The sequence below is a fragment of the Cyanobacteriota bacterium genome (assembly GCA_027618255.1).
Taxonomy (GTDB): domain Bacteria; phylum Cyanobacteriota; class Vampirovibrionia; order LMEP-6097; family LMEP-6097; genus JABHOV01.
In genome coordinates, this window is the sequence record JAQCFG010000012.1 from 11,483 (window position 1) to 32,669 (window position 21,187).

At 39.3% G+C, this 21,187-nt stretch carries 21 protein-coding genes and 1 tRNA gene; 12 read left to right on the top strand and 10 right to left on the bottom strand.

Annotated elements, in window-relative coordinates:
- Window positions 1–21: 21 nt before the first annotated feature.
- The gene (locus O3C63_02885) at window positions 22–618 is read left to right on the top strand and encodes a hypothetical protein (protein MDA0771868.1); all 597 of its coding nucleotides are present in this window, start codon (window positions 22–24) and stop codon (window positions 616–618) included.
- Here the strand turns inward: O3C63_02885 and O3C63_02890 are convergent.
- The 3 genes from O3C63_02890 to O3C63_02900 all read right to left on the bottom strand — a co-directional run bounded on the left by O3C63_02890 (window position 615) and on the right by O3C63_02900 (window position 1,893).
- On the bottom strand, window positions 615–1,319 hold the full coding sequence (locus tag O3C63_02890) for a hypothetical protein (protein ID MDA0771869.1): 705 nt from the start codon (window positions 1,317–1,319) through the stop codon (window positions 615–617). The two genes, O3C63_02885 and O3C63_02890, sit on opposite strands and share 4 nt — an antisense overlap.
- 34 nt (window positions 1,320–1,353) lie before the next feature.
- Entirely contained in the window at window positions 1,354–1,509 is a 156-nt protein-coding gene (locus O3C63_02895; GenBank protein ID MDA0771870.1) for a hypothetical protein, read from the bottom strand.
- 299 nt (window positions 1,510–1,808) lie between these two features.
- A tRNA-Leu gene (locus O3C63_02900) sits at window positions 1,809–1,893 on the bottom strand.
- A 159-nt stretch (window positions 1,894–2,052) separates the two neighbouring features.
- Between O3C63_02900 and O3C63_02905 the strand changes: the two genes are divergently transcribed.
- Window positions 2,053–2,730, top strand: a complete 678-nt coding sequence (locus O3C63_02905; GenBank protein ID MDA0771871.1) for a YggS family pyridoxal phosphate-dependent enzyme — start codon at window positions 2,053–2,055, stop codon at window positions 2,728–2,730.
- 6 nt (window positions 2,731–2,736) lie between these two features.
- A complete protein-coding gene (gene sepF, locus O3C63_02910) occupies window positions 2,737–3,381 on the top strand; it encodes a cell division protein SepF (protein ID MDA0771872.1) in 645 nt (214 codons plus the stop codon).
- Between the two features lie 113 nt (window positions 3,382–3,494).
- Here the strand turns inward: sepF and O3C63_02915 are convergent, their stop codons facing one another.
- Entirely contained in the window at window positions 3,495–4,313 is an 819-nt protein-coding gene (locus O3C63_02915; protein ID MDA0771873.1) for a DNA-protecting protein DprA, read from the bottom strand.
- Window positions 4,314–4,409: 96 nt separating this feature from the next.
- Between O3C63_02915 and O3C63_02920 the strand changes: the two genes are divergently transcribed.
- Together O3C63_02920 and O3C63_02925 are read left to right on the top strand one after the other, a co-directional pair.
- Entirely contained in the window at window positions 4,410–6,362 is a 1,953-nt protein-coding gene (locus O3C63_02920; protein MDA0771874.1) for a hypothetical protein, read from the top strand.
- 35 nt (window positions 6,363–6,397) lie between these two features.
- The gene (locus O3C63_02925) at window positions 6,398–9,754 is read left to right on the top strand and encodes a phosphoenolpyruvate carboxylase (protein ID MDA0771875.1); all 3,357 of its coding nucleotides are present in this window, start codon (window positions 6,398–6,400) and stop codon (window positions 9,752–9,754) included.
- Window positions 9,755–9,809: 55 nt separating this feature from the next.
- Here the strand turns inward: O3C63_02925 and O3C63_02930 are convergent, their stop codons facing one another.
- A complete protein-coding gene (locus O3C63_02930; GenBank protein MDA0771876.1) occupies window positions 9,810–10,013 on the bottom strand; it encodes a hypothetical protein in 204 nt (67 codons plus the stop codon).
- A gap of 155 nt (window positions 10,014–10,168) precedes the next feature.
- On the opposite strand from O3C63_02930, the gene folP reads away from it, so the two are divergent.
- The 4 genes from folP to O3C63_02950 all read left to right on the top strand — a co-directional run bounded on the left by folP (window position 10,169) and on the right by O3C63_02950 (window position 14,534).
- Window positions 10,169–11,029, top strand: a complete 861-nt coding sequence (gene folP, locus O3C63_02935) for a dihydropteroate synthase (GenBank protein ID MDA0771877.1) — start codon at window positions 10,169–10,171, stop codon at window positions 11,027–11,029.
- A 4-nt stretch (window positions 11,030–11,033) separates the two neighbouring features.
- The gene (gene pheS / locus O3C63_02940) at window positions 11,034–12,080 is read left to right on the top strand and encodes a phenylalanine--tRNA ligase subunit alpha (protein MDA0771878.1); all 1,047 of its coding nucleotides are present in this window, start codon (window positions 11,034–11,036) and stop codon (window positions 12,078–12,080) included.
- Between the two features lie 86 nt (window positions 12,081–12,166).
- Window positions 12,167–13,312, top strand: coding sequence for an ATP-binding protein (locus O3C63_02945; GenBank protein ID MDA0771879.1), 1,146 nt, complete (start codon window positions 12,167–12,169; stop codon window positions 13,310–13,312).
- 67 nt (window positions 13,313–13,379) lie between these two features.
- Entirely contained in the window at window positions 13,380–14,534 is a 1,155-nt protein-coding gene (locus O3C63_02950) for a hypothetical protein (protein MDA0771880.1), read from the top strand.
- Here O3C63_02950 and O3C63_02955 read toward each other — a convergent pair.
- From O3C63_02955 to atpD, 3 genes are all read right to left on the bottom strand, one after another.
- Window positions 14,531–15,250: a hypothetical protein gene (locus tag O3C63_02955; GenBank protein ID MDA0771881.1), complete on the bottom strand. Its 720-nt coding sequence runs from the start codon at window positions 15,248–15,250 to the stop codon at window positions 14,531–14,533. The two genes, O3C63_02950 and O3C63_02955, sit on opposite strands and share 4 nt — an antisense overlap.
- Window positions 15,251–15,333: 83 nt before the next feature.
- On the bottom strand, window positions 15,334–16,284 hold the full coding sequence (locus O3C63_02960) for a hypothetical protein (GenBank protein ID MDA0771882.1): 951 nt from the start codon (window positions 16,282–16,284) through the stop codon (window positions 15,334–15,336).
- A 27-nt stretch (window positions 16,285–16,311) separates the two neighbouring features.
- On the bottom strand, window positions 16,312–17,742 hold the full coding sequence (atpD, locus tag O3C63_02965; GenBank protein MDA0771883.1) for a F0F1 ATP synthase subunit beta: 1,431 nt from the start codon (window positions 17,740–17,742) through the stop codon (window positions 16,312–16,314).
- Between the two features lie 225 nt (window positions 17,743–17,967).
- Here atpD and O3C63_02970 point away from each other — a divergent pair, with 225 nt between their 5' ends.
- Genes O3C63_02970 through O3C63_02980 form a run of 3 tightly spaced genes read left to right on the top strand, consistent with a single transcriptional unit; the run spans window position 17,968 to window position 19,957 of the window.
- Window positions 17,968–18,606: a hypothetical protein gene (locus tag O3C63_02970; GenBank protein MDA0771884.1), complete on the top strand. Its 639-nt coding sequence runs from the start codon at window positions 17,968–17,970 to the stop codon at window positions 18,604–18,606.
- Window positions 18,607–18,626: 20 nt separating this feature from the next.
- Entirely contained in the window at window positions 18,627–19,193 is a 567-nt protein-coding gene (locus tag O3C63_02975; protein MDA0771885.1) for a hypothetical protein, read from the top strand.
- A complete protein-coding gene (locus O3C63_02980) occupies window positions 19,175–19,957 on the top strand; it encodes a hypothetical protein (protein ID MDA0771886.1) in 783 nt (260 codons plus the stop codon). The genes O3C63_02975 and O3C63_02980 overlap by 19 nt, the downstream gene beginning before the upstream one ends.
- Here the strand turns inward: O3C63_02980 and O3C63_02985 are convergent.
- Both O3C63_02985 and lexA read right to left on the bottom strand, forming a co-directional pair.
- Entirely contained in the window at window positions 19,941–20,207 is a 267-nt protein-coding gene (locus tag O3C63_02985; protein MDA0771887.1) for a hypothetical protein, read from the bottom strand. The two genes, O3C63_02980 and O3C63_02985, sit on opposite strands and share 17 nt — an antisense overlap.
- Window positions 20,208–20,427: 220 nt before the next feature.
- Window positions 20,428–21,135: a transcriptional repressor LexA gene (gene lexA / locus O3C63_02990; protein MDA0771888.1), complete on the bottom strand. Its 708-nt coding sequence runs from the start codon at window positions 21,133–21,135 to the stop codon at window positions 20,428–20,430.
- Window positions 21,136–21,187 lie beyond the last annotated feature (52 nt).

Below are 21,187 nucleotides of genomic sequence, written 5' to 3' on the forward strand. Positions count from 1 at the left end.
ATGTGTTAATATAGGTTTATTATGAAAGTTTTCCGCGAGCCTACAATACCAGCTTCTCAAGTAAAGCGAAGTAATGCTGAGTTTGCTTTGGATGGGCAGCATTTGAGTGCGGATGCGATTAGAAAGATTGTAGATTCAGGTAATCAAGCTCTCGGTTTGATTAGCATATTGTCTTATGATCCACAAGCTAAGACAGTTAAAATTCTTGATTCTAAGCATCAGCTTTTAGAAGAAGCGACTAGTCACGGAGTTCTAATTAGAAGAGGTGATGGCAAGTTAACTCTTATATCGAAATACCGACAAGACCCAGCGAAAGTCAAGGCTAGTAGTTTTGGAGCTTCAGAAGTGGACCAAGAAGTTGTTTTAGTAGAAAGTGGTTCAGGGAGAGAGAAGCTTTTGGTTAAAGCTAGAATTGATTACGCTGCAAAATATGATGATTATGCGGACTCTCGAAATATTATTCATTTTACGATTGATGATGGTGACACTCATATTGAAGAAGCTAAATCAATTAATGCTTCTGGAAAGTTGTTAGATTTTAGTGCTGACGTTGCAGATGGACGATCTGTGTTGCCAAAAGCATTACATGTTTATAGACCAGGAAATGAAGCCGCCTAACTCTTCCTTTCCATTATAGAATCAAAAGCTTTGTGAGCATCAGCAAAGTTCTGGCTTGGAAGCTGCTGTAGTACTGAGTTTAAAGCTTCGCTGAGCCTCTTGTTGAATGCCTTAAATACAGCAAGTTCTATTTTAAGACCTTCATCTTTTAAATCTTCTCTCATCATTGCTTTGTATTTATTGATAGTCTTAAAATGAATATCAATGAGATCATGAGCAAGTGATCTTAAGTCTTCTTTGCTTTTTTTGGTTAGTAAATCAGTTGGGAGCTTGGCAATATGAAAAACTTGGTTGAGTAATCGAGTAAATGGTTGTAGTACATCTTCAAGTGAAGTGTCTTCTGCAACTTTGTTTGTCATCATCGAAATTAAGTCAGTGCTTGTACCATTAGCAAGTCCATAACGTCTATCTTTGATTTCACCTATAAGCCCAGCATGGATTAATATATAATTGGACAATCCTTGTTGCGTGTTAGGACTAGGGCTCTGAAAATACTTTTCTAGTCTTGTTGTAATGAAACCTAGTGGTTGGTCACTGTCTATTGTGACTAAGCGCCTGACTAGATTTTCATTTGGTGGCCTTGTGTTAAAGAGTTCACCAATGCTTTTTGGATGGCGAGGGGAGGGTAGCTCTGTTCCACCAATGATTAGAGAATGATCTGAATTGATATAGATTGGGGCTGCATCGCCTATAGCTACCATAATGATCATTATAGCAAAGAATCTTTAGGTTAGCTTAATAATTACCAAAGTTGTTTTGCCATGCTTGTGGATTGTCGGGATCTTGATAGAGTAGTGGTCCGGTAAATTCTGGTAAATGGCTAGAAAGTATTTTTAGTGCATACTGGATAATATGAGTTTTGAGCTTGTAGTTTAGCGGTAGCAGCGCCACAGATACTCTGCAGGCGAAACAGAGACCCGCGAAAAGAATCAAAAAACGATTAATAATCTTTTTTTGACATGGGTTGTGTATAAAACTCCCCCATAAAAAGAAAAGACCCCTTGTGGGGTCCTTTATTTTTATAATGGTGGGCTTGTAGTTTAGCGGTAGCAGCGCCACAGATACTTTGCAGGCGAAACAGAGACCCGCGAAAAGAATCAAAAAACGATTAATAATCGTTTTTTGACATGGGTTTCTCCAAAGCTCCCTACAAAAGAAAACCCCCTCAAAGAGGGGGCTTTCTTTTGTAATGGTGGGCTTGTAGAGACTCGAACTCTAAAGCCTTGCGGCACTTGATCCTAAGTCAAGCGCGTCTACCAATTCCGCCACAAGCCCATCTGATAGACCAGACTATGTAATCTGGTTTCACATAAATTTACCATATTTAATGATCGTATATTCGATCCTTGTGAAAATCACTAGAAAAATTTAATCGGGTTAAAATGAGATCCTAACTTGTCAGTCTTCATTATGCGTTGACCTGACTTCTTGCGCATGATACTCAAAGATCAATTAGCCAAAATAGACCAAGATCTCGACTCTGCTCTTAGTTCAGCCAGGGTCAAGCTTGTTGCAGTTTCTAAATATGCCCAGGATGAGCAAGTAATTGAGGCATACAATTTGGGTCAAAGACTGTTTGGGGAGAATTATGTATTACCTGCTTTGCGCAGGCAGCAGCGGCTTGATTTGCCTGAAGTGCAGTGGCATCTTTTGGGACCCTTACAAAAGAACAAAGTCAATAAAGCAGTTGGTGCTTTTGAAGTGATTCAATCGGTGCATAATCTGGAGCTCGCTCAGTTGATAGATCAGCGGGCTAGGTTTTTGGGAATTAAACAAAAAATATTTTTACAAATTAATAGCACCGGTGACAAAAATGGATTTTGCTTTGAGACTGTCCCTGAGGCCATTAGACAGATTTATGAGTTTGAAAATATCGAGCTAAGGGGATTTATGACCATGGGGCCTTATGAAATTTCAAAAATCTCTGAAACAATTTACAAGCGCATGCGTCTTCTGAAAGAGGAGATGATGCAGAGCTTCCCTCTTGGCGTGTTTGAGTTATCCATGGGAATGTCAAATGATTATCTTTTGGCAGTCAACTGTGGTTCAACGATGATCCGAATAGGTAGGAAACTGTTTTCAGGCAACGAGGCTAATAAGGGAGAAGTGTAAAATATAATGGCGCAATTTAAAATGGATGATTTCTGGATGGGACCTAATGAAAGAAATTTCAATGAGGGTTTTGACGAATTGTTCAAAGTCAAACAGGACTATAAAATTCCCGAGCCCGAACTAACTGTTCAAAATCAATTGGACAAAATGCAAGAAGGCGATAGTATAGTAGGTGGAAGGTTTACACAAGCAAAAGGATTTAAGGAAGCTATGGACTCAGTATTTGGATCGTGGATTAAAGGAAAGAAAGAAGACAAAACTACAGAAGAGATTATCGAATTCGGTATCTCATCTACTGAAACTAAGCAAGAGACAAATACTTCTTCAGTTGCGAGTCGTTTGCAGTTAGTGCAATCTGGTAATTCAAGCATGAACATTGTTGTTACAGAACCAAGAGCTTTTGAAGATAGCTTGGAGATTGTAAATCATCTTAAAACTCGCAAGACTGTGATTGTTAATTTACAGTATCTTGAAAGAGATGTGTCACAGAGAGTAATAGACTTTGTAAGTGGTGCAACTTTGGCACTTGATGGTAGCCAAGAAAGAGTTGGACATGGTGTCTTTATTTTTGCTTCAATGAATACTAATTTGGAAACAGAAAGCGAAGGTATGAAGGCATACAAAGATCTTTTTTCTAAGACCTTCGGCTAAAATTTACCTGGAAAGCTCAATAGCTTTGTTGTGATCGTTCCTTGAACCTTTCAAGTGAGGTTGAAATTAAGCGTCTTCATTAGACTTGTTTTGAAACAGGTCTATTCTGTAATTTAGCTTAAGTAATAACTCCCCAATTCTTTTTTAATTGTCCCTGCTATTTCTAGCAGGCTCAATTGTACGGATAGATCTCGACCATCTATTTTCAATTGTTCTTGCAATAAATCAAAACTACTTGGAAGTAAATCTAGTAGCGGGTCTTGTTTCGTATTGTGTTTTTGGATTCCAAAGTCTTGGAGTAGTTGTTGTGGATTTTGTAGTGCCAGTGCTGGATGCTCTTGGATTAATTTGTTGCTACCTTCGTAGTTCTTGCCTGAGCCAGGAAGCAGCCAGAGATTGCGTTTGAGCAGCAGCGCCCAATCTGCCGTGATTAATGCGCCGCTTTTGAGAGGGGCTTCAACTACTAGAGTTGTTTGACTGAGTGCTGCAATGATGCGGTTGCGTCTGGCAAAGGTCCAGCCAAGTGCTGGAAATTCTGGTGGATGTTCTGAAAGGATCAGGCAGTTGGAGCGTTGGCGCATCTCATTAAAAATCAATCTTTGTCTGCCAAAATAATCAAAAGCTTCAAGTCCAGAACCAAGTACTGCAATAGTTGGCAAGTTATTGTCGAGCGCTGCTTGATGGGCTGCACTGTCTACTCCGTAGGCTAAGCCGCTTACTATTGTTGTTTGTGCAGGAGCGAGATCTTTGATTAATTGCGAACAGAAATTGCTTCCGAGTTTGGTTACTTTGCGAGTGCCAACTATACTTAGACTATTGGCTGGATTTATGAGTTCAAGATTGCCATAATAATATAGCTCTAGAGGCATCTCTTTAGCTAGCTCTCGGAGGACTTGTGGGTATTCATTTTGGTAAATATCGGTATATTTCATAAGGCTTTTGATTTTAGCTTTGAAATATATGGATTTGATGAGATATAGCGAGATAGACACGAAACCAAGATAAGATATTGAGTCTCACTTGAAGATATGAATAAAATCACATTATCAGACCAAGTTAATAGATTTGTTGCTTGGCGCAATGAGCAAGGCACGACTCCTGTCGATATGACTGCTGCTCCTGCGCAGGCAATGGTTGATGATATAGATTCTTTAGTGGCTAAATTGTTGGATACTAAGACTACAGACGCTACTCGTGACTTGATGATTGATGTGCTTTGCTCTGCTAATGCTAAGAGCCTTAAGTTCAAAATCGATAAGATGCTTTTGCACAGAGAGGATTGTTTTGATAATGAAACTAACAGAAAACTACAAGTAGCTAATATACTTGCGCGTTTGTTTCAATTGCCTTTAGCCAAAAAACTCACACGCGCTGAGTCAAGCTCTGGGCTTGCTTCTATTGTGAAGACATTACTGGTTAAACCTATTAGTGAGGCTTTTGATACATTGGTAAGAATCGCACCAGAAGATAAGTTGAGCAAGGATCGTTTAGTACAAGCGATGTCTTTAATTGATGCTAATTTAGCTATCTCTGAGTTGTCGGGATTTAATGTTAATAAGGATTTTGATAAAAGTATTAGAGCTTTGACTTTGCTTAGTCAAGTTGATTTGACTAGCAACTTAACGTTGCTCAGTTCCAAGCGGCTCAAAACCTTTGTCACGAGTATTTTACAGATGGCTTTGCGTAATAATAATGATGATGAAAGTTCAGAATTGTTGGTTGAAATGAGCCTGCATATTTTAGGAAATTTGCCTCAGTTGGAGGAAAGCCCTCGATTGCTATCTTGTTTGGAAACAATAATTTATGCAAGTGGGACAGCAGGCTATGACGCGCCAACAGTGAAATTGGCTTTGCGAGCGCTAGCTAATATGCAGTGGAGGAATGTGGCTAGTGAGAGTTTGGCTGAGCAGCTTAAAGCTCGTTTGCAGTTCTATGGTTCTGCTGACAAAAATGCAATTCGAGATTACACCATACTTGCATTATCAAAAATAATTGATGTTGATGATTATTACGATGGTCCTGGACTTGTTAATTTTGCGCTTGGTTTATTTAATGATGAGTATTTAATGAGTAGTTCGCCAGAGATTGCTCAGAGCTCTGCAATGGCAATTAGGGTCTTAGCTAATAGTCATCCAGTTGTTATGGATACAGTTAAAGAGCATTTGATGCAAATGGTCGGTGGGCGTTCAGCTGACGATGTTTGTAGTACTGCGTTGTATTCATTGATTACTAGTCTTTTGGATCGAGATCAACTAAGGCAAATTGCTTTAGAGACTTGCAATCCGAGACTTCACGATCATGCTTTGTCTGCATATCTAGGGAGGACGGATGTCGATAACTTTGAAGATCATTTTGGTCAAGGAAGTTATGGCACTTTTGTTGGTCGTTTAGAAAAATCATTGTCGGGATCTGCAAGGGCGGGTCAGGTAAATGCCCTTGGTTTATTTGCATTAATGAATGACCATCAGAGATTGCTTGATGCTTTGCAAGATCATCGATTAAGAGCTCATTACCAACAGATTAGAGCTTCACTAATTGCAATGGGGACTCGAATAGTACCGGATTTATTAACCAAGCTAGATGATTTTAGGCATGATTATGATACTAGTCCTGAAAGAATTAGGTTAGTGACTGAGATACTTGCTGCGATTGTTACAAAGCCCGCTTTATTTTTAGACAAGTTGCATTTGCAAAAATCAACGCAACAAATTCAAGAGTTAGCGAATAGCAAGCTCTTGAATTTACATGAAGATCATAAGTCATTAGACTGGGAAACGATGGTGACGATTCTTGTGGATTTGGATTCTAGCAGGCGGGACCCTGAGCTTCATAAGCAAGTTTATCGATGTTTGAGTTCAAATAAACAATTTTGTCGCAAGCCTTTGATTGAGCTTTGTGTTAGTGAAAATAGGCGCCATGCTCAAGTGGCTGAAAAAATCTTATATCAGATGGGTTATACCAGAACCTATGTTTCGACTTAAGAGGCTCTTTACTAAAAGCTTGGTACAATATGATAGTGGCTATACCTGCATCTATACGTGTGCTTTATCGAAGCATTGGAAATATAATCGGCAACAAGATAGCCGATCGTATTAAGCAAGATACTCAGCTTAATCAAGATCAGGAGACGCGTGAGACTTGGGCAAAACTTTTTATTAAGACAATTACTGAATTGAGAGGAGAACTTGCTGGCGCACGTGATTTTGATCAGGTCGCTAAGGTCATTAGTAAACTTGAAGCTAATAAAGACAATGCCAGTTATATCAAGTTGCTCGCTTGGATTATTGAGGCGTATTTATTATTAAACCAGTCTAGTACTGCATGTGCTGAGGTGACTAAGCCTTATGCCTTGTTGCCAGAGAGGGTTTTTGCTGCTGAATTGATAAAGGGAGCAGATAAAGAATTAGCTTCGATCTTAGCAGATGAATTTTCTGCCAACCTTGTGCTTACGGCACATCCAACTGCTGGTATTCAACCTGATTATATTCATCACATTAAAGCCATGGTTGAAACTATTCAGGAGATGAGTTACAGAATAGACCCTGAGTCTTGGTCTGATTTTAAGGATGAACAAGTTGAAGATTTACTTGAGGACTTGAGCATTTCAATCTCTCACATGGTTAGAGCCAAGCCTTATAATAGTGATCAATTGCGACCAGTTGATGAGAGTCGCAATTTTTTGGATAATCTTGCTGAAGCCTGGGATATTATTCCTGCTAATGTACAAGCCGTTGAGAGAGAGCTTTGCAAAACACAAGGTAAAGAATTTAAGTTGAGTGCAAAATTCTTTAAGCTGCATAGTTGGGTTGCTAGAGATATTGATGGTAATCCTAGTGTTAGCGAAGAAGAGCATTTGGGAGCTATTTTCCAAGAACGGATTCATTTCTTGACTAAATACAGGCTTGAACTTGATAAGCTTTGGCAGAATTATGGTGATGATTTTACTAATGACAAGTCATACCCGATGAAAACATTTTTTGTTGATGATAGCTTTAAGGCACTTTATGATGAATTAATCAAGAAGTTTGATAATTTGATTGTTAATCCCCATCAGGCTTACAGAGTAGTGATCCATTATGGAATTGTACTTAAAATAGAGGTCTTGATAGATAAGTTGCTCAAAATTGATGCCATGAATTCTGATTCAGTTAAACTATTTGCGTCTTTTGATGTGCAGAATGATATTATTGCCCCGCTAGAATTGATTCGTGCTAACAAAGTTACCAATGCTAGTAACATTAGTACCAAAGAAATTGATATATTGATTCGCAAAGCTAAGGTCTTTGGGGACTTCGGTTCGCAGGGACACACTAGGCAAGGAGCTGATATTCTTGCCAAGCTAACCAAGTACCTGACTGCGCTTTGGGATGGTCAAGTAGCTAATAAAACTAATTATGTGATGGATATAGAGACGGTCACCAAGAGTGCTAAGCCAATTAGATTATTCTCTGATTACAAGCCAATTGTGAACTATCAAGTTTTGCGTAACAAAATTACAATTCAGTTTATGTCTGAAACGGACAAGGCAAAACATAAATTGTTACAGACTTTTGATTTGCTTGTACTCGCTGAGTTAGGTGCAATCAAGCGACAAATAATTAGTATGAATAGCAGTTTTGAGGATATGCTCAATGTGCTCGTGATTGCTAAGACGATGAAGGCTTTTAGTCCTGCCTTGCGCGAGCAGTTGCCTCTCTCGCGGCTTGAAATAGTGCCGCTTACCGAGCAGATTTGTGATTTGCGTAATTCTTATAGGGTGACGATTGATGCTTTAACCAATCCAGCTTGGCATCAGTATTTGATCTCCCAGGATGGACGTTTTATTAAGATGCGTGGTCCTTCGGATAGTGGCAAACAAAATGGATTTACAGCCTCTCAGTGGGAGATGTTTAGATCTAAGCAATTGGATACCATTGTCGTTAAGATTTTTAATGCTTATTTGCGTCATCAATTAGATGGTGATTCTAAACAATTAGATGCTTGGCGCAAGCTTGCTAGCGGCGCTGAATTTACTGATGATGAACAAAAAAGCGAAATAGAAGTTATTGCAATTGCTGTAAAAGATTTTGATGAGTTTTTTGATCGCAAACCAAGTGCCAAGCCTAAGGTGGATGTACTAATGGGCGAGAACTGCTTTGACAAGATTTTGTGGAAGGCGGCTGGACTCAAAGAAGTCAAAATGATCAATTTTGATGGTTGGGGGGAACCTGTGGAACGCGGTGGTGGACTGGAGTTTCGTGATACTGTTAAGTGCACTCAGCCCACTGGCTCGATTGCTTATTACGAGCGAACTTTGCAAGGAGGTGGCGCGCAGCAACTTGCTTCAGGCTTGAGAACGAAGCAGGCGACGCAGGATTTTATTAGTGGTGTTTATGATATTGCAATTAGACAGCGAGATTTTAATCAAGAAGAATTAACGACCAAGAAACTAGAAGATTTTTACAAGAAGAGTTTTGTGTTAGATCCTAAATTCACGAAATTGATGAATGGGATGGTGCAGTCCTTGCGTCTGTCATTAAGGTCAGAGGTCTTTGGATTGGATCTTGATGATGATCACAAAGTGAGTGATGAAACGATCTTGCGAAATTATTTTAGGCATGTAATTAAGTCACCTTTGGTTTTCCTGGATCTTTTCAACATCGCTTCCCGACCAACTTCTAGGTCAGGCTCCCAGCTTAAGGAGTATCTTGATAAACCAGAGTTTCATAATCAGCTTGATTTACTAGCAGAGAAATTAACTACTGCAGAGATAGTTTCTATACTTGGAGATGTGCGTGCAATTCCTTATGCTGCGATGTTTAGTTTACTGGGTGGTAATCATGTGAGTTTTTATGGCTTTGGTAAATTAATGGCAAATGCTGATCTTGTCGAGAGTATTAAATATTTTTATGATCAGGATGATTCTCAAGAATCCCGTTTGATAAAGCATGTAATTGATTCATTAGAGAAAGGGATTATTAGTTCAGATCAGGCTTGTTATAAAAAAGCACATTCGATAATTGAGCAGGCGACTGATGCTAATTATAAGGTGACTGAAGATCTTTTGATTAACAAGCTTGCCATTGCCGAGCAAGAGACAATGAACTTTGTTGCTTTGATCAAAAACTATCAGATAGAGGATTCCATGCTAGTGAAGATTGAAGAGTTGATGCAAGATCAACCAGATTTGCGTGATTTGTTAATTGCCAGACGTAATGATGCTGCAGTACCAAGACTTGCTATTGCTTTGGCGATGTCAGAAATTTTAAAGAAAACTCAAGCAGAGAATTCAAATCCTCTTGATCGTAAGAATATCCCGGAGAATATGTTGGATCTTTTGAGGAAGGCTTTTGCAGCGGGGGCGTCTACCTTTGGTAATGGCTGTATAGATTAGAACAAGCTTTGCTTGTTCTAATTGGTTGTGCTCGCCTTACAGGCTCCCTTGTTTACTAATTCTTCCTGCCAGCCAAGCCCGCTCCAAATACTCCCAACGCAAGTGTGGTGAATATAGGATGTGCTTTGACAAAATTGCCAAATTTGCTGCATAGATCTAAAACTTTTTCGGAACCAGCTCTGCGTTTGATTGCGCCTTTGAGCTCATCGAGTTCTTTATTGCGACCCATTTCTTCTTCGAAAATAGGATTGTATACCATGATTATCTGCCTTTATCTTCTATTTATACCCATTTTTTGAGTATCCTAAACATCCCTTGAATATAAAAAGCACTGTAAACAGAGGAATTTACTGTATTTACAAGTGTAATTTCGTAATAACCCGGAATGGATAAGATTACAATAGTGTGGTGGTTATGCAATTCGCTATCTTGAATATCACACCAGACTCATTCTCGGATGGTAATGAGACCAATCTTGATGCGTCTTGCTCGCTTGCTAAGGCAAAAGAGCTTAGGCAGACAGGGGCTGATTTTATAGATATTGGAGCGGAGTCGACACGTCCAGGAGCAAACACAATAAACCATGAAATAGAATTAGCAAGACTAATACCTTTTCTTGATCTACTCGAGGCTCAGGGCTCGGAACTGAGCGGGCGATTGTCATTGGACTCACGTAATCCACACGTAATCCAGAAGGTCTTTCAAGACTACAGCAAGCATTTTGCTTTTGTCAATGACGTAACTGGTTTGCAAAATCGAGAGCTACTTAAAGTAGTTGCCCAGCAAGTTGATCCCAAGGTGAAGCTCATTAGCATGCACTCCAAAGGCGGTGTGCCACCTAGTATTAAAGCTGCAGAGATTAGGGATGATTTTTATGAAATGGGCTTACTGGAAGATCTCAAAAGGTTTTGGGATCAAACAATCATGACTTGCCAAGAGTTTGGTATTGATTCAGATCGTTTGATTTTGGATCCGGGTTTGGGTTTTGGTAAAAATTTAAATCATTCCTTAGAGATTCTTGAATTGATACCCAAGCTTAAGCAAGAGTTTGCTTTGCCTATATTGATTGGAGCTAGTCGTAAGAGTTTTTTGGCTTTGTGGCATGCGTCTTCTCTCCCGTCTTCGCTTCGCTACGACGCGACTCAACCAGGTAAGGAGCAGGATCAATTGACACAAGAATATAATGAACTTGCCGTTAAACAAGGAGTAAATTATTTGAGAAACCATGTCATTGCTACGGCTCTGCCAGTCGCTGACGTAGAGTGTTATAATTGATCCGATGGAACTGACCCTCAAAGATACACGTGAAGAATTAAGCAAGCTTGAAGCAGAGGCAGCAAGTGAGTTTCCTCGTGCAAATGATTCTAAAACACTCAATGATATTAGAGTGAAATACCTTGGTGACAAAAGCACTATTGTTAATTTGCGCCGTAATATGAAGCATGTATCCAATGAAGAGAAACCAGAGTTTGGTAAGTTAATTAACCAAACTCTTAATGTAATTCAAACAAGTTTTGAGACTGCTAAAACTAGAATCGAAACTGCTGAACTTAATGCCAAACTTGAGAAAGAAAGAATAGATCCGAGTCTACCTGGCTTGGGTACAAAGCTCGGTAATTTACATCCATTGACGATGGTAACGAATGACATCGTCAAGATTTTTGAAACTATGGGTTTTTCTTTGGTAGATGGTCCTGAGATTGAGAATACTTATTACAACTTCACGGCACTCAACACGCCTGAAGATCATCCGGCAAGAGATGAGCAAGATACTTTTTATACTAGCCTTGGAGACGATGTTTTACTTAGATCACATACCTCGTCTATTCAAATTCGTGCCATGGAGAGACTCAAGCCACCATTTAGAATTATTGGGCATGGCAGAGTCTATCGTAATGAAGAAGTCAACGCGCGCAAGATGCCCTTCTTTCATCAACTTGAAGTAATGATGATTGAAGAGAATGTCAATTTTGGTAATATGAAATGGGTGCTTAATGAATTTCTCAAGCAGTTTTTTGGAGAGGAGCTGCCGACAAGATTCCGTCCGGATTTTTTCCCGTTTACTGAGCCGTCTGCTGAGCTTGATGCCCAGTGTGTTTTTTGTAAGGGCAATGGCTGCACTACTTGCGGTAACCGCGGTTGGCTAGAGCTAATGGGTTGCGGTATGGTTGATCCTAAGGTTCTTGAGATGGCAGGAATAGATCCAGAGAAGTATTCTGGTTTTGCAGCTGGTCTTGGAATAGATAGATTTGCGATGCTTAAATACAAGATTAATGATATTAGATTTATGTTTAATGGGGATCAAAGATTTTTGAATCAGTTTTAGTATTTATGTAATTTATCGGTACTAATATGAAAAATGCATGTAATTTCATATTAGCATTGTGGTAAATAGGGTATAATTCATATTAGATGATAGAAAGATCACTCAAGCTACCATTAGAGGGCTCTCAAAGTATATTTTTGTTTGGCCCTAGAGGGGTAGGTAAGAGCTACTGGTTATCAAGGCAGCTGCCAGGAGCCTTGTACATTGATCTCCTGGATAGTCAAATACGTTTTGATTTGGAGGTAGATCTATCAAGATTGAGAAGGTATCTTAGTCAAGATCTTAATCAATGGATTGTAATTGATGAGATACAAAAGCTTCCTGAGCTACTTGATGAGGTTCATAAATTAATTGAACAAGATTCTCGCAAATTTGTTCTTACTGGCTCTAGTGCTCGTAAGCTCAAACGAGAAGGAGTGAATTTACTTGCTGGACGAGCTTTAACTTATAAATTATTTCCTCTGACAGCGATTGAACTTGGCTGTCAGTTTGATCTTGCTCATTCATTAGAGTTTGGACATATGCCTAGTATTTATGACAAACTGGATTTAAATAAAACAGATTATTTGAATTCCTATATCAAAACCTACCTTAAAGAAGAAGTAATGCAGGAAGGGCTTGCAAGAGATCTTGCTGCGTTTTCTCGTTTCTTGGAAGCTGCAAGCTTCTCACAAGGTTCTACCCTTAATATCAGTGCGATTGCACGTGATGCTTCTGTCAAAGCTAATACGGTTGCTGGCTATTTTGATTTAATTGAGGATATGCTAGTTTCATATCGCTTGCCAGTTTTTACTAAGCGCGCCAAGAGGCGTTTAGTAGCTCACCCCAAGTTTTATTTTTTTGATGCTGGTATTTATTATCATCTTAGACCCAAAAGTATTTTGGATTCTGTTTCTGAGTTGCATGGAGCTGGCTTGGAGACTTTGGTCTTGCAAGATCTGCTTGCTGTTAATGAATACAATAAACTTGGTTATCAAATATTTTACTGGCGTACCACTAATGGCACAGAAGTAGATTTTGTTGTGCTTGGAGCAAAGAAGTTACTAGCGATAGAAGTTAAACACTCAAGTAAATTCCACCCTAAGGATTTTACTGGGCTTAAGGCTTTTAAAAAGGACTATCCAGAAGCGGAGTTGATGCTTTTGTATTTAGGTAGTGCTAAGCAAGAGTATCAAGGGATTCAAGTGATTCCGGTTCAGGAGTTTTTGCCTGGTTTGTTGAGGTATCTTTGAGTTAGGGTTAATGGGGATCAGCGGTTTTTGAACCAGTTTTAGTGGCAATGTGTTAAGATAACACATTATGGTAATTGGCTTAACACGTTATTCTTTGGAGAGAAAGTCGCCTGAGCAAAAAGGTCTCGGTGAATCTAAGATTGCACGTATTCTTAAAAATGGCTCGATGTTAAATTCTTATGGTTCACCACTTATCTTCGCTGGTGAAAAATACTTCTTTGATATTCATGGGACGCATGATGATACTCGTTTGAGTATGAAAAGACTCAATGCCGATCCAAAGAAGCAAGATGAGACTGTATACCAAGTTGCGCAAGCAGATACGAAGCAAGGATTTTTTCCTGATATGTGCTCATGGCTTGATCAATGGTTTGAGTCTGATATTCCAACTGAAATGAAATTATTAGAGCAAGAACCGGTTATAACTAATGGTTTGTTAAAACCGGCATATGCTAATTATTTGATGCAATACCGCAAGCAGATTAATCCTGGTAGTGATGATTTCTTTTTGAGGTATGGTTGTTTTGGTGCTGATGTTTCTAGTGCTTTATTGATTAGTAATGCAACTAAAATAGAAGCATTCGATTGTAATTCGATTAATTTAGAGGCATACAAGGATTGTTTTGAGATGTCTTTAGATGATTTGAAAGACAAAATTATTGAACAGTATGACGAGACTTTTGCCTCTACTTTGGAAACTAGGCGAGCAGAGTGTTTTTGGATTACAGATGAGGCTTTCTTTGATATTCCCAGAGAGCTGCTGATACTATATGAACTCAAAGCACTTGCTGCAACGAATATACAAGCATGTGCTGATGGCGTGAGTTTTGATTGGGCTTATCCTGGAGAAGAGATTATAGAAGGAAGAACATTGTCTTTTCACCAAGGTTGGATACCGGATGCTTTGGAAGACTTGGAGCCTTGTGATTGTTATATGCAAAAATGCAGTGAAACAGCGAGTCCTGGTGAGTCAATGTATTTGATCATGGGACAAGTGCAGCCAGGTGCACCAGTGATCTTAGGTCATTCCTTGGCAGATATTTCTGATGATTTGAATACCGTTGTTGATGCTGCAATTGCAGACTACGAAGATTATAAATTAATAGATATACCAGAAATATATCAAATCAAAGTAGCGCAAGATCCAGTGCACGAGCCAGGTATATCTGCTTTTATTAAAAACTATGGCTTTAGGCTTTGCGGCTATCAAGAAGCTAACTAATGTTTTGTTTCTGGTGAATCAGCTTGTAGTTGTTCGAGTGACTTATACAAAGATACAACTGCTGACCGTACTAATTCTTTAAGCCCTATCTTTTTAGATCCTTGCTCGATAGCTTTGAATGTAATTATTTCATTCATGAATTCCAGCAGATCAGTAAATTGCTGGAATTCACATAGTGGTTTAGCAAGTTTGGCTGCAATCACTGGGTCAATAGCTGCCCATGTGTGATTATCATTCTCTTCTACCATCTTGAGTGATTTAGCTTTGCTTACTACCTTGTCGACAAGCTTGGTTACTAGCAGTGTCTTATCTTGATATGCGTAATGAACTAATTTTGCTTGGAGTAATTCCAAGAGCTGGTCTTCAGTGAACTTTGTAGATGTCTCATGTGATTTGGGTTCTATGCCAGTAGCATCTACAACTTTGATTGTGACTGACCAGTTATTGGAACCGTCATTGGCTTTTTTTGCATCAATGGAAGTTTTTGAGTATCTTGCATCAATTAATGTTTTTGCAGATTTAGCTTCAAGCCTTAATACCAAGCTCTGATTAGCTTGATAGTGGAAATTAATACGAGCGGCAAAACCGTCATTGAAGTTTTGATTTAGGCTTTGTTGATTTCTGATTTTGGTAAATAATTGATCTAGCTCTGTTGTTGAGCTTTGAGCTTGGTTAATAAATCTATTTTGTATTTGCTGCCAGGTGATTGTTGCCATATTTCTGTCACTATTGATTATAACGTTTTGTCTTGATTTGACTTAGTCAGGAACAAGTCTTTTAGTTTTTAACATTTTTTAAATCAAGCAAAATCTACCAAGACATTCTCATTTCTATTTTGAGAAATCTGTCCATAAAAATAGGTACCAATATTGTTTAGTATCATGTTGAAGTGATTAATTGGATCAATGATTTCTTGTGGTAGGAAGCGTTGCAAGGCGTCTAGCACTGCATTGACGGCGTAGAAGATACCGGCTTTTTTCATGTCTGGATCTTGATGCTGAATCATTGTAATATCACCAGCAAAGCCACCAATATTGCGAATCAGTCCGCCTAGCTTGTTCATGAAGTTACGTTTGTTGGCGCCGAAGATCACACCAAGTAAGGAACCAACAAAGATAGTATGTCCAAAGACAGCCATGGTATGTCCTTGGTCTTTATCACTTCCAACAAAAATCTTTCTATTTTTACCGAGACCACCCTGGATAATCTCTTCAAGTATCTTGGTGCCGGCTTTAATATTTTTAAAGAAGTTATCAGCTTTGCTCATGACCCTGTCACCTACCAAGTGATTTTGGGTGAAGTCAAGCAAAGTCATTCCAGCACTCATACCCCTGGCTAGATGAATGTCTTCCAATTTCATCCAAGGTACAAAGAGAGGGTCGAGTGCTCTAGCGATAAAATCAATGACCTTGTTATTCTTGAGGGCTTCAACAGCTAGGTGAGCATAACGAATAGAAGTTACAGCTTTGGAGACTCTGACTGTATTGGTGTTGAGAAAATCAGTGAGAGGTTTTGGTAAGAAATTCTTCAGGCAATTTAGTCCGGTGATTGCATGCATTGTTGACGAGATCCAATAGCCGTATTTGGGGAAATGCTTGGTAAAAAATTGATTTACAGCTCCATCTTCTTTAGGACTAAGAGTAGTTTCTGCTTTTACTACTAAAGGTTCTAATTTAGAACGGCTTGAAACAGTCTCTCTGGAATAAAGACCATCATGTAAGTTATTAGCTGCTTGGAGAAGCATGCTCATAAGATAAGATTATAGCTTATTCTAGAACTAAGCCTTAGTCTTCATCTTCTCAGCTTTCTCAATAGCTTCTTCAATACTTGCAACCATATAGAATGCTTGCTCAGGAAGATGATCGTACTTACCTTCAAGAATACCTTTGAATGATTTGATAGTGTCTTCAAGTTTGACGTACTTACCAGGTGAACCAGTGAACACCTCTGCTACGTGAAACGGCTGTGATAAGAACTTCTGGATCTTACGAGCACGGTAAACGATAGCTTTGTCTTCGTCTGTTAATTCATCCATACCAAGAATTGCAATAATGTCTTGAAGCTCTTTGTATTTTTGCAAGATGTTTTGTACTTTGCGAGCAATGTCGTAATGCTCTTCACCAACAATGTCAGCCTTAAGTGCTGCTGAAGTTGAGTCAAGAGGATCTACTGCTGGATAAATTCCAAGCTCAGCAATTTGTCTTGAAAGAACTGTAGTAGCGTCCAAGTGAGCAAATGTAGTTGCGGGAGCCGGATCAGTTAAGTCATCGGCAGGAACGTAAACAGCTTGCACTGAAGTGATCGAACCTTTGTGAGTTGAAGTGATTCTTTCTTGAAGTTGACCCATCTCGTTAGCTAGAGTTGGCTGATAACCAACCGCTGAAGGCATACGTCCAAGAAGAGCGGATACTTCAGAACCAGCTTGCGTGAAACGGAAAATATTGTCAACGAAAAGAAGCGTATCTTTACCTTCTTCATCACGAAAATGCTCAGCCATAGTAAGACCAGTAAGAGCAACACGCATACGCGCTCCAGGAGGCTCATTCATCTGTCCGTAAACTAGAGCCACTTTGTCGATAACGCCAGATTCTTTCATCTCTTCCCAAAGGTCGTTACCTTCACGAGTACGTTCACCAACTCCAGAGAAAACAGAAATACCATCGTGAGCTTTTGCAATGTTGTTAATCAATTCCATAATCAAAACGGTCTTGCCAACACCAGCCCCGCCAAAGAGTCCGATCTTGCCACCCTTAACGTAAGGTGTAAGTAAGTCAATAACTTTGATTCCAGTTTCAAAAACTGTAATATCAGTGTTTTGTTCAGAAAGTGGAGGCGGGTCACGGTGAATAGAACTGTGTTTTTTGACTTTGATTTCGCCAGCTTCGTCAACTGGTTCGCCAAGTACATTCATGATTCTGCCGAGCGTAGCTTCACCAACAGGAACAGAAATTGGAGCTCCTGTATCGCTAACAGCCATTCCACGAGTCAGTCCTTCAGTAGAACTCATTGCAATTGAACGAACTCTGTTGTCGCCAAGAATAAGTTGAACTTCTGCAACTAGATTAATTTCTTGTCCAGCTGGATTTTTACATTGAACCTTCAGTGCGTTAAGGATTTTTGGTAAGTGCCCTGACGGAAACTCCACATCTATAACTGGCCCAATAACTTGAACGATTTTACCTAGTGCTGTTTTTTCTGCTGTTGCCATAGCCCAAATTTTAGCATCGAAAATTGGCGGCAAATCTTGGGATTTTTTGAAGAAAAGATATGTATTACGTTGAATTATTAAGAAAATCTTGCTATGCTTCTCGATGGAGGTCAGACAATGCCGTTTGATTGAAATCCTATTGATAATAGAAGAGATTTTTTACGTAAAGTTAGGGATGGAGCAAGTAAAGTTGCTCTGAGTCTTGCTGCGCCTAGTCCACTTGCTTTGATCGGAACCGAGCTTGGCAAAGCGACTATTAGTTCCGTTGTGCCTAGAGCTCAGCAGGATCATGCTTTTGTTCAAAGAGTTAGGATGGTTTCACGAATAAAAAAAGAGTTAGAGGCTAATTACAATCTTAATGAAGCCAATCTTGGTGAGAGACAGATTCTCTATTTTGCTCATAAGGTTTGCAAGTTGATATATAATCCTTCGCTTACTGAAGCTCAAACGAGACGGTCATTACGTAGTGTGCTTAGTTTTCTTACTGGTTCAGTTAATAGTCTCGGTACTGAAGATCGGAAGCTCTTAGATAGCTATAAAGAAGATTTGGAACCATATAGGGATCGTTTTGAAGCTCTGTCATATAAATTTTTGGAACTTTCTGAAAATTCAGATCATGATTTCATTAAAAATAAAGAAGATCATCTTGATGATTTTAATGACTTCTCTAAAGAGGTTTGGTTTTTGATGTGGTCTCTTGCATGGAACTATGATTTGGATCTGGAAAAGGCAAAGAAAGATTTGGAGATATTCGTTACTCAGTACTGCCTCGCTGGTGACATTGCTGAGCCTATCATTGCCCCCAAAGCCGATGAGCAACGGGTTAAATTGCAGGCATTGTTTAACGACAGGATGAAACGATAAATGCTATCTTGTATTGATAGATGAGCTTAGTTTCCACAATTCAAGCTGGTCCTCTGCTTTCCGCTGATAATCAGGCTTTGGAATTAGGGAGAGAGAGGCTAGAAGCAGCAGTCATGAGTTTTGATCCAAGAGACCTTAATAGGTCTCTTGCCAAAGGTGATTGTGGTTGGTGTGAGAACGTTGATTATATTCTTCGTAAGGGTCTTGTAGAAGATTTGCCTGATATTACCAAAGCTATAGAACCATTGAACTATGCTAGTTCAGTTTTTTTGCAAGATATGGTTTTAATTCCTATAGCTAAAACACTTGCTCGTTCGATGACTGGGAGCTCTCTAAGAATTACTAATCAAAATAGTTTAGCAAAATTGTTTGAGCTAGCACCTCTTGCTTATCGTAAATTAACTGATGATTTACGAGAAATGACTGACAACTTTTTTAATTGTGAACAAGAAGTATTTGATTTTGGAGAGATTTGTAGTCAAACCAATCTTTTTAGACCATTGTCTGAAATCATTGGAAAATATATGGCAATGGTTTTAAAAGAGTATTGGGAGCCTGCTTTAGCAGAATGGACATCAAAAAACTAAGATTTGGATTATTGACAAAGGCTTTGCAGGAAGTTTTGCCTTTGGTCAAGATTGATTGTGCTGGTTTTGTTTTGAGTGAACGTGCTGATGAGAGTTTGAACAGATTGGCTCTTGAAATGGTGACTCAGTATATTAAACAAACTGACGAAAGATTTTGGCAAGTCTATTGGGCTCTATTGGATCAGGCTGAAGAAGAGCATTCTGAGTTTTGTTATAACCCTGGTTTTGAAAAAGAACATATGGCTTTTGCAATTAGCAATGCGTTTTTTTATTACCTCTCGACAATTGCTTTTATACCGAAGCTCTACAAGCAAAAATACTCGCGCGAGATTGACCCAGCAGATTACCGCAAAGCTGCCGGCAATATTCTTGTGCTTGGTTATCAATTGAGTAGGTTCCATTTTGATGTTTTTAGGGCTTTTATTTTTGCAACCAGTAAAACCAATGCTGGACTGAGCCCGAAGTTGCATCTTTTTGATACGGAGTGTTTTGATTTTGAGGATGATTTAGTTTTGTGTTTAAGCACCAAGGTCAAGACTTTGATTAAAGTAGAGATTAGTAAACTAGAAGCCAAAGGCAGGCTCAGAGTGGATCAGCCTACTATTGGTTGCCCTGGATTATTTGTAAAGGATGAACAAGGTCGGGATATGATTAGTATTTTGCATAATCAAGTATTAGACTGTTTGGTGGAACTATCTTTTTTTGAGTCTTGCGCAGGTTTGTTCACGGACACGCTAAAACGAAGTTTTAAGTCGGGTCCTTGATAAGAGCTTCTGACTCTGTGGAGCAGATGTCAGATTGGGGATTAGATTTTGTCTTTTTTTGTGAGTTATTCATATGATCAACATAGCGTTTGATTTTGACAATACTCAGTATTAAGCCACAAGCTGCTGCAATAAGAATAGAGTTAACTAAATAATCGCCTTCACGGTTGTTCTCAAGCCAAGTGCCAACGAAGTAGCCTATTGCTACTGTTGCCGGGATTACATAGGCGATATCGATTAGTGGTCCCATGACTCTATTGTATCAATAGACTTGTTCTGAAAGTCGAAATTCTCTAGGAGCTTGTCATCCAGCCCAAATTACTAAATATAAAGATCTCAGTTAATAAATATGGGCTGGGTTACACGCTCCTAGAGGATCAAGACCTGCGTTCCGTATGGTTGCTACCTTTTGAGCGACCTGTATCTTCGAAACAGCGTTGCGAAGATACAGGTCTAGTGTTTTGTCGGACTTAGGTTTTCCTGACAACACCTTTAACCACTCCTTGAATCTTGATATCGTCTAATTTGGGATCAATGTATATAGGTTCCATTGTTGGATTTTCTGGTTGCAATCTTATTCTGCCATCTTCTTTGTAATAACGCTTGAGGGTAGCAGCTTCATCATTAATTAGAGCAACTACAATCTCGCCATTGTGAGCAGAGTCTCTAGGTTCAATAAGTACCAAGTCACCATCAGAGATTAAAGCATCTATCATGCTTTGACCTTTGACTCTGAGCGCGTAGCAACCTTCTGAAAAATAAGTATCAAGCTCAAGAAAGTCATTTGCTTTTTCCATAACGTCAAGCGGCGCTCCAGCGGCGATCTTGCCAAGTATCGGAATCTGGCTACGTACAACACTAAACTCAGGAGCGCCAGCTTCAATAGAACGAGAATCAAAGTTGCCGTTGAATTTATCAGCTTTGCTTATTTCTGGGAATTTTGCTCTGCAATGTCCTAATACTTCTTGATCTGAGATTTGTACTGAACGTGCTGACCCAGTGTTCCACGTGACAGCTAATTTCTTGCGAAGTGCTGTCATATGGTACTGGAGGGTGCCCTTGGTGATGCCCATTTGTGCAGCGATCTCGTCGAGGGTTGGAGGATAATGGAATTGATTAGTGAGTTGGTATATAACTTCAGCTGTTTCTTCTTGTTTGGGGGATAATTGTGTGGCCATTTGTTGCTCCTATTTGAGAGAGTCTCACCGAGAAGACCCTTACTTATATAGT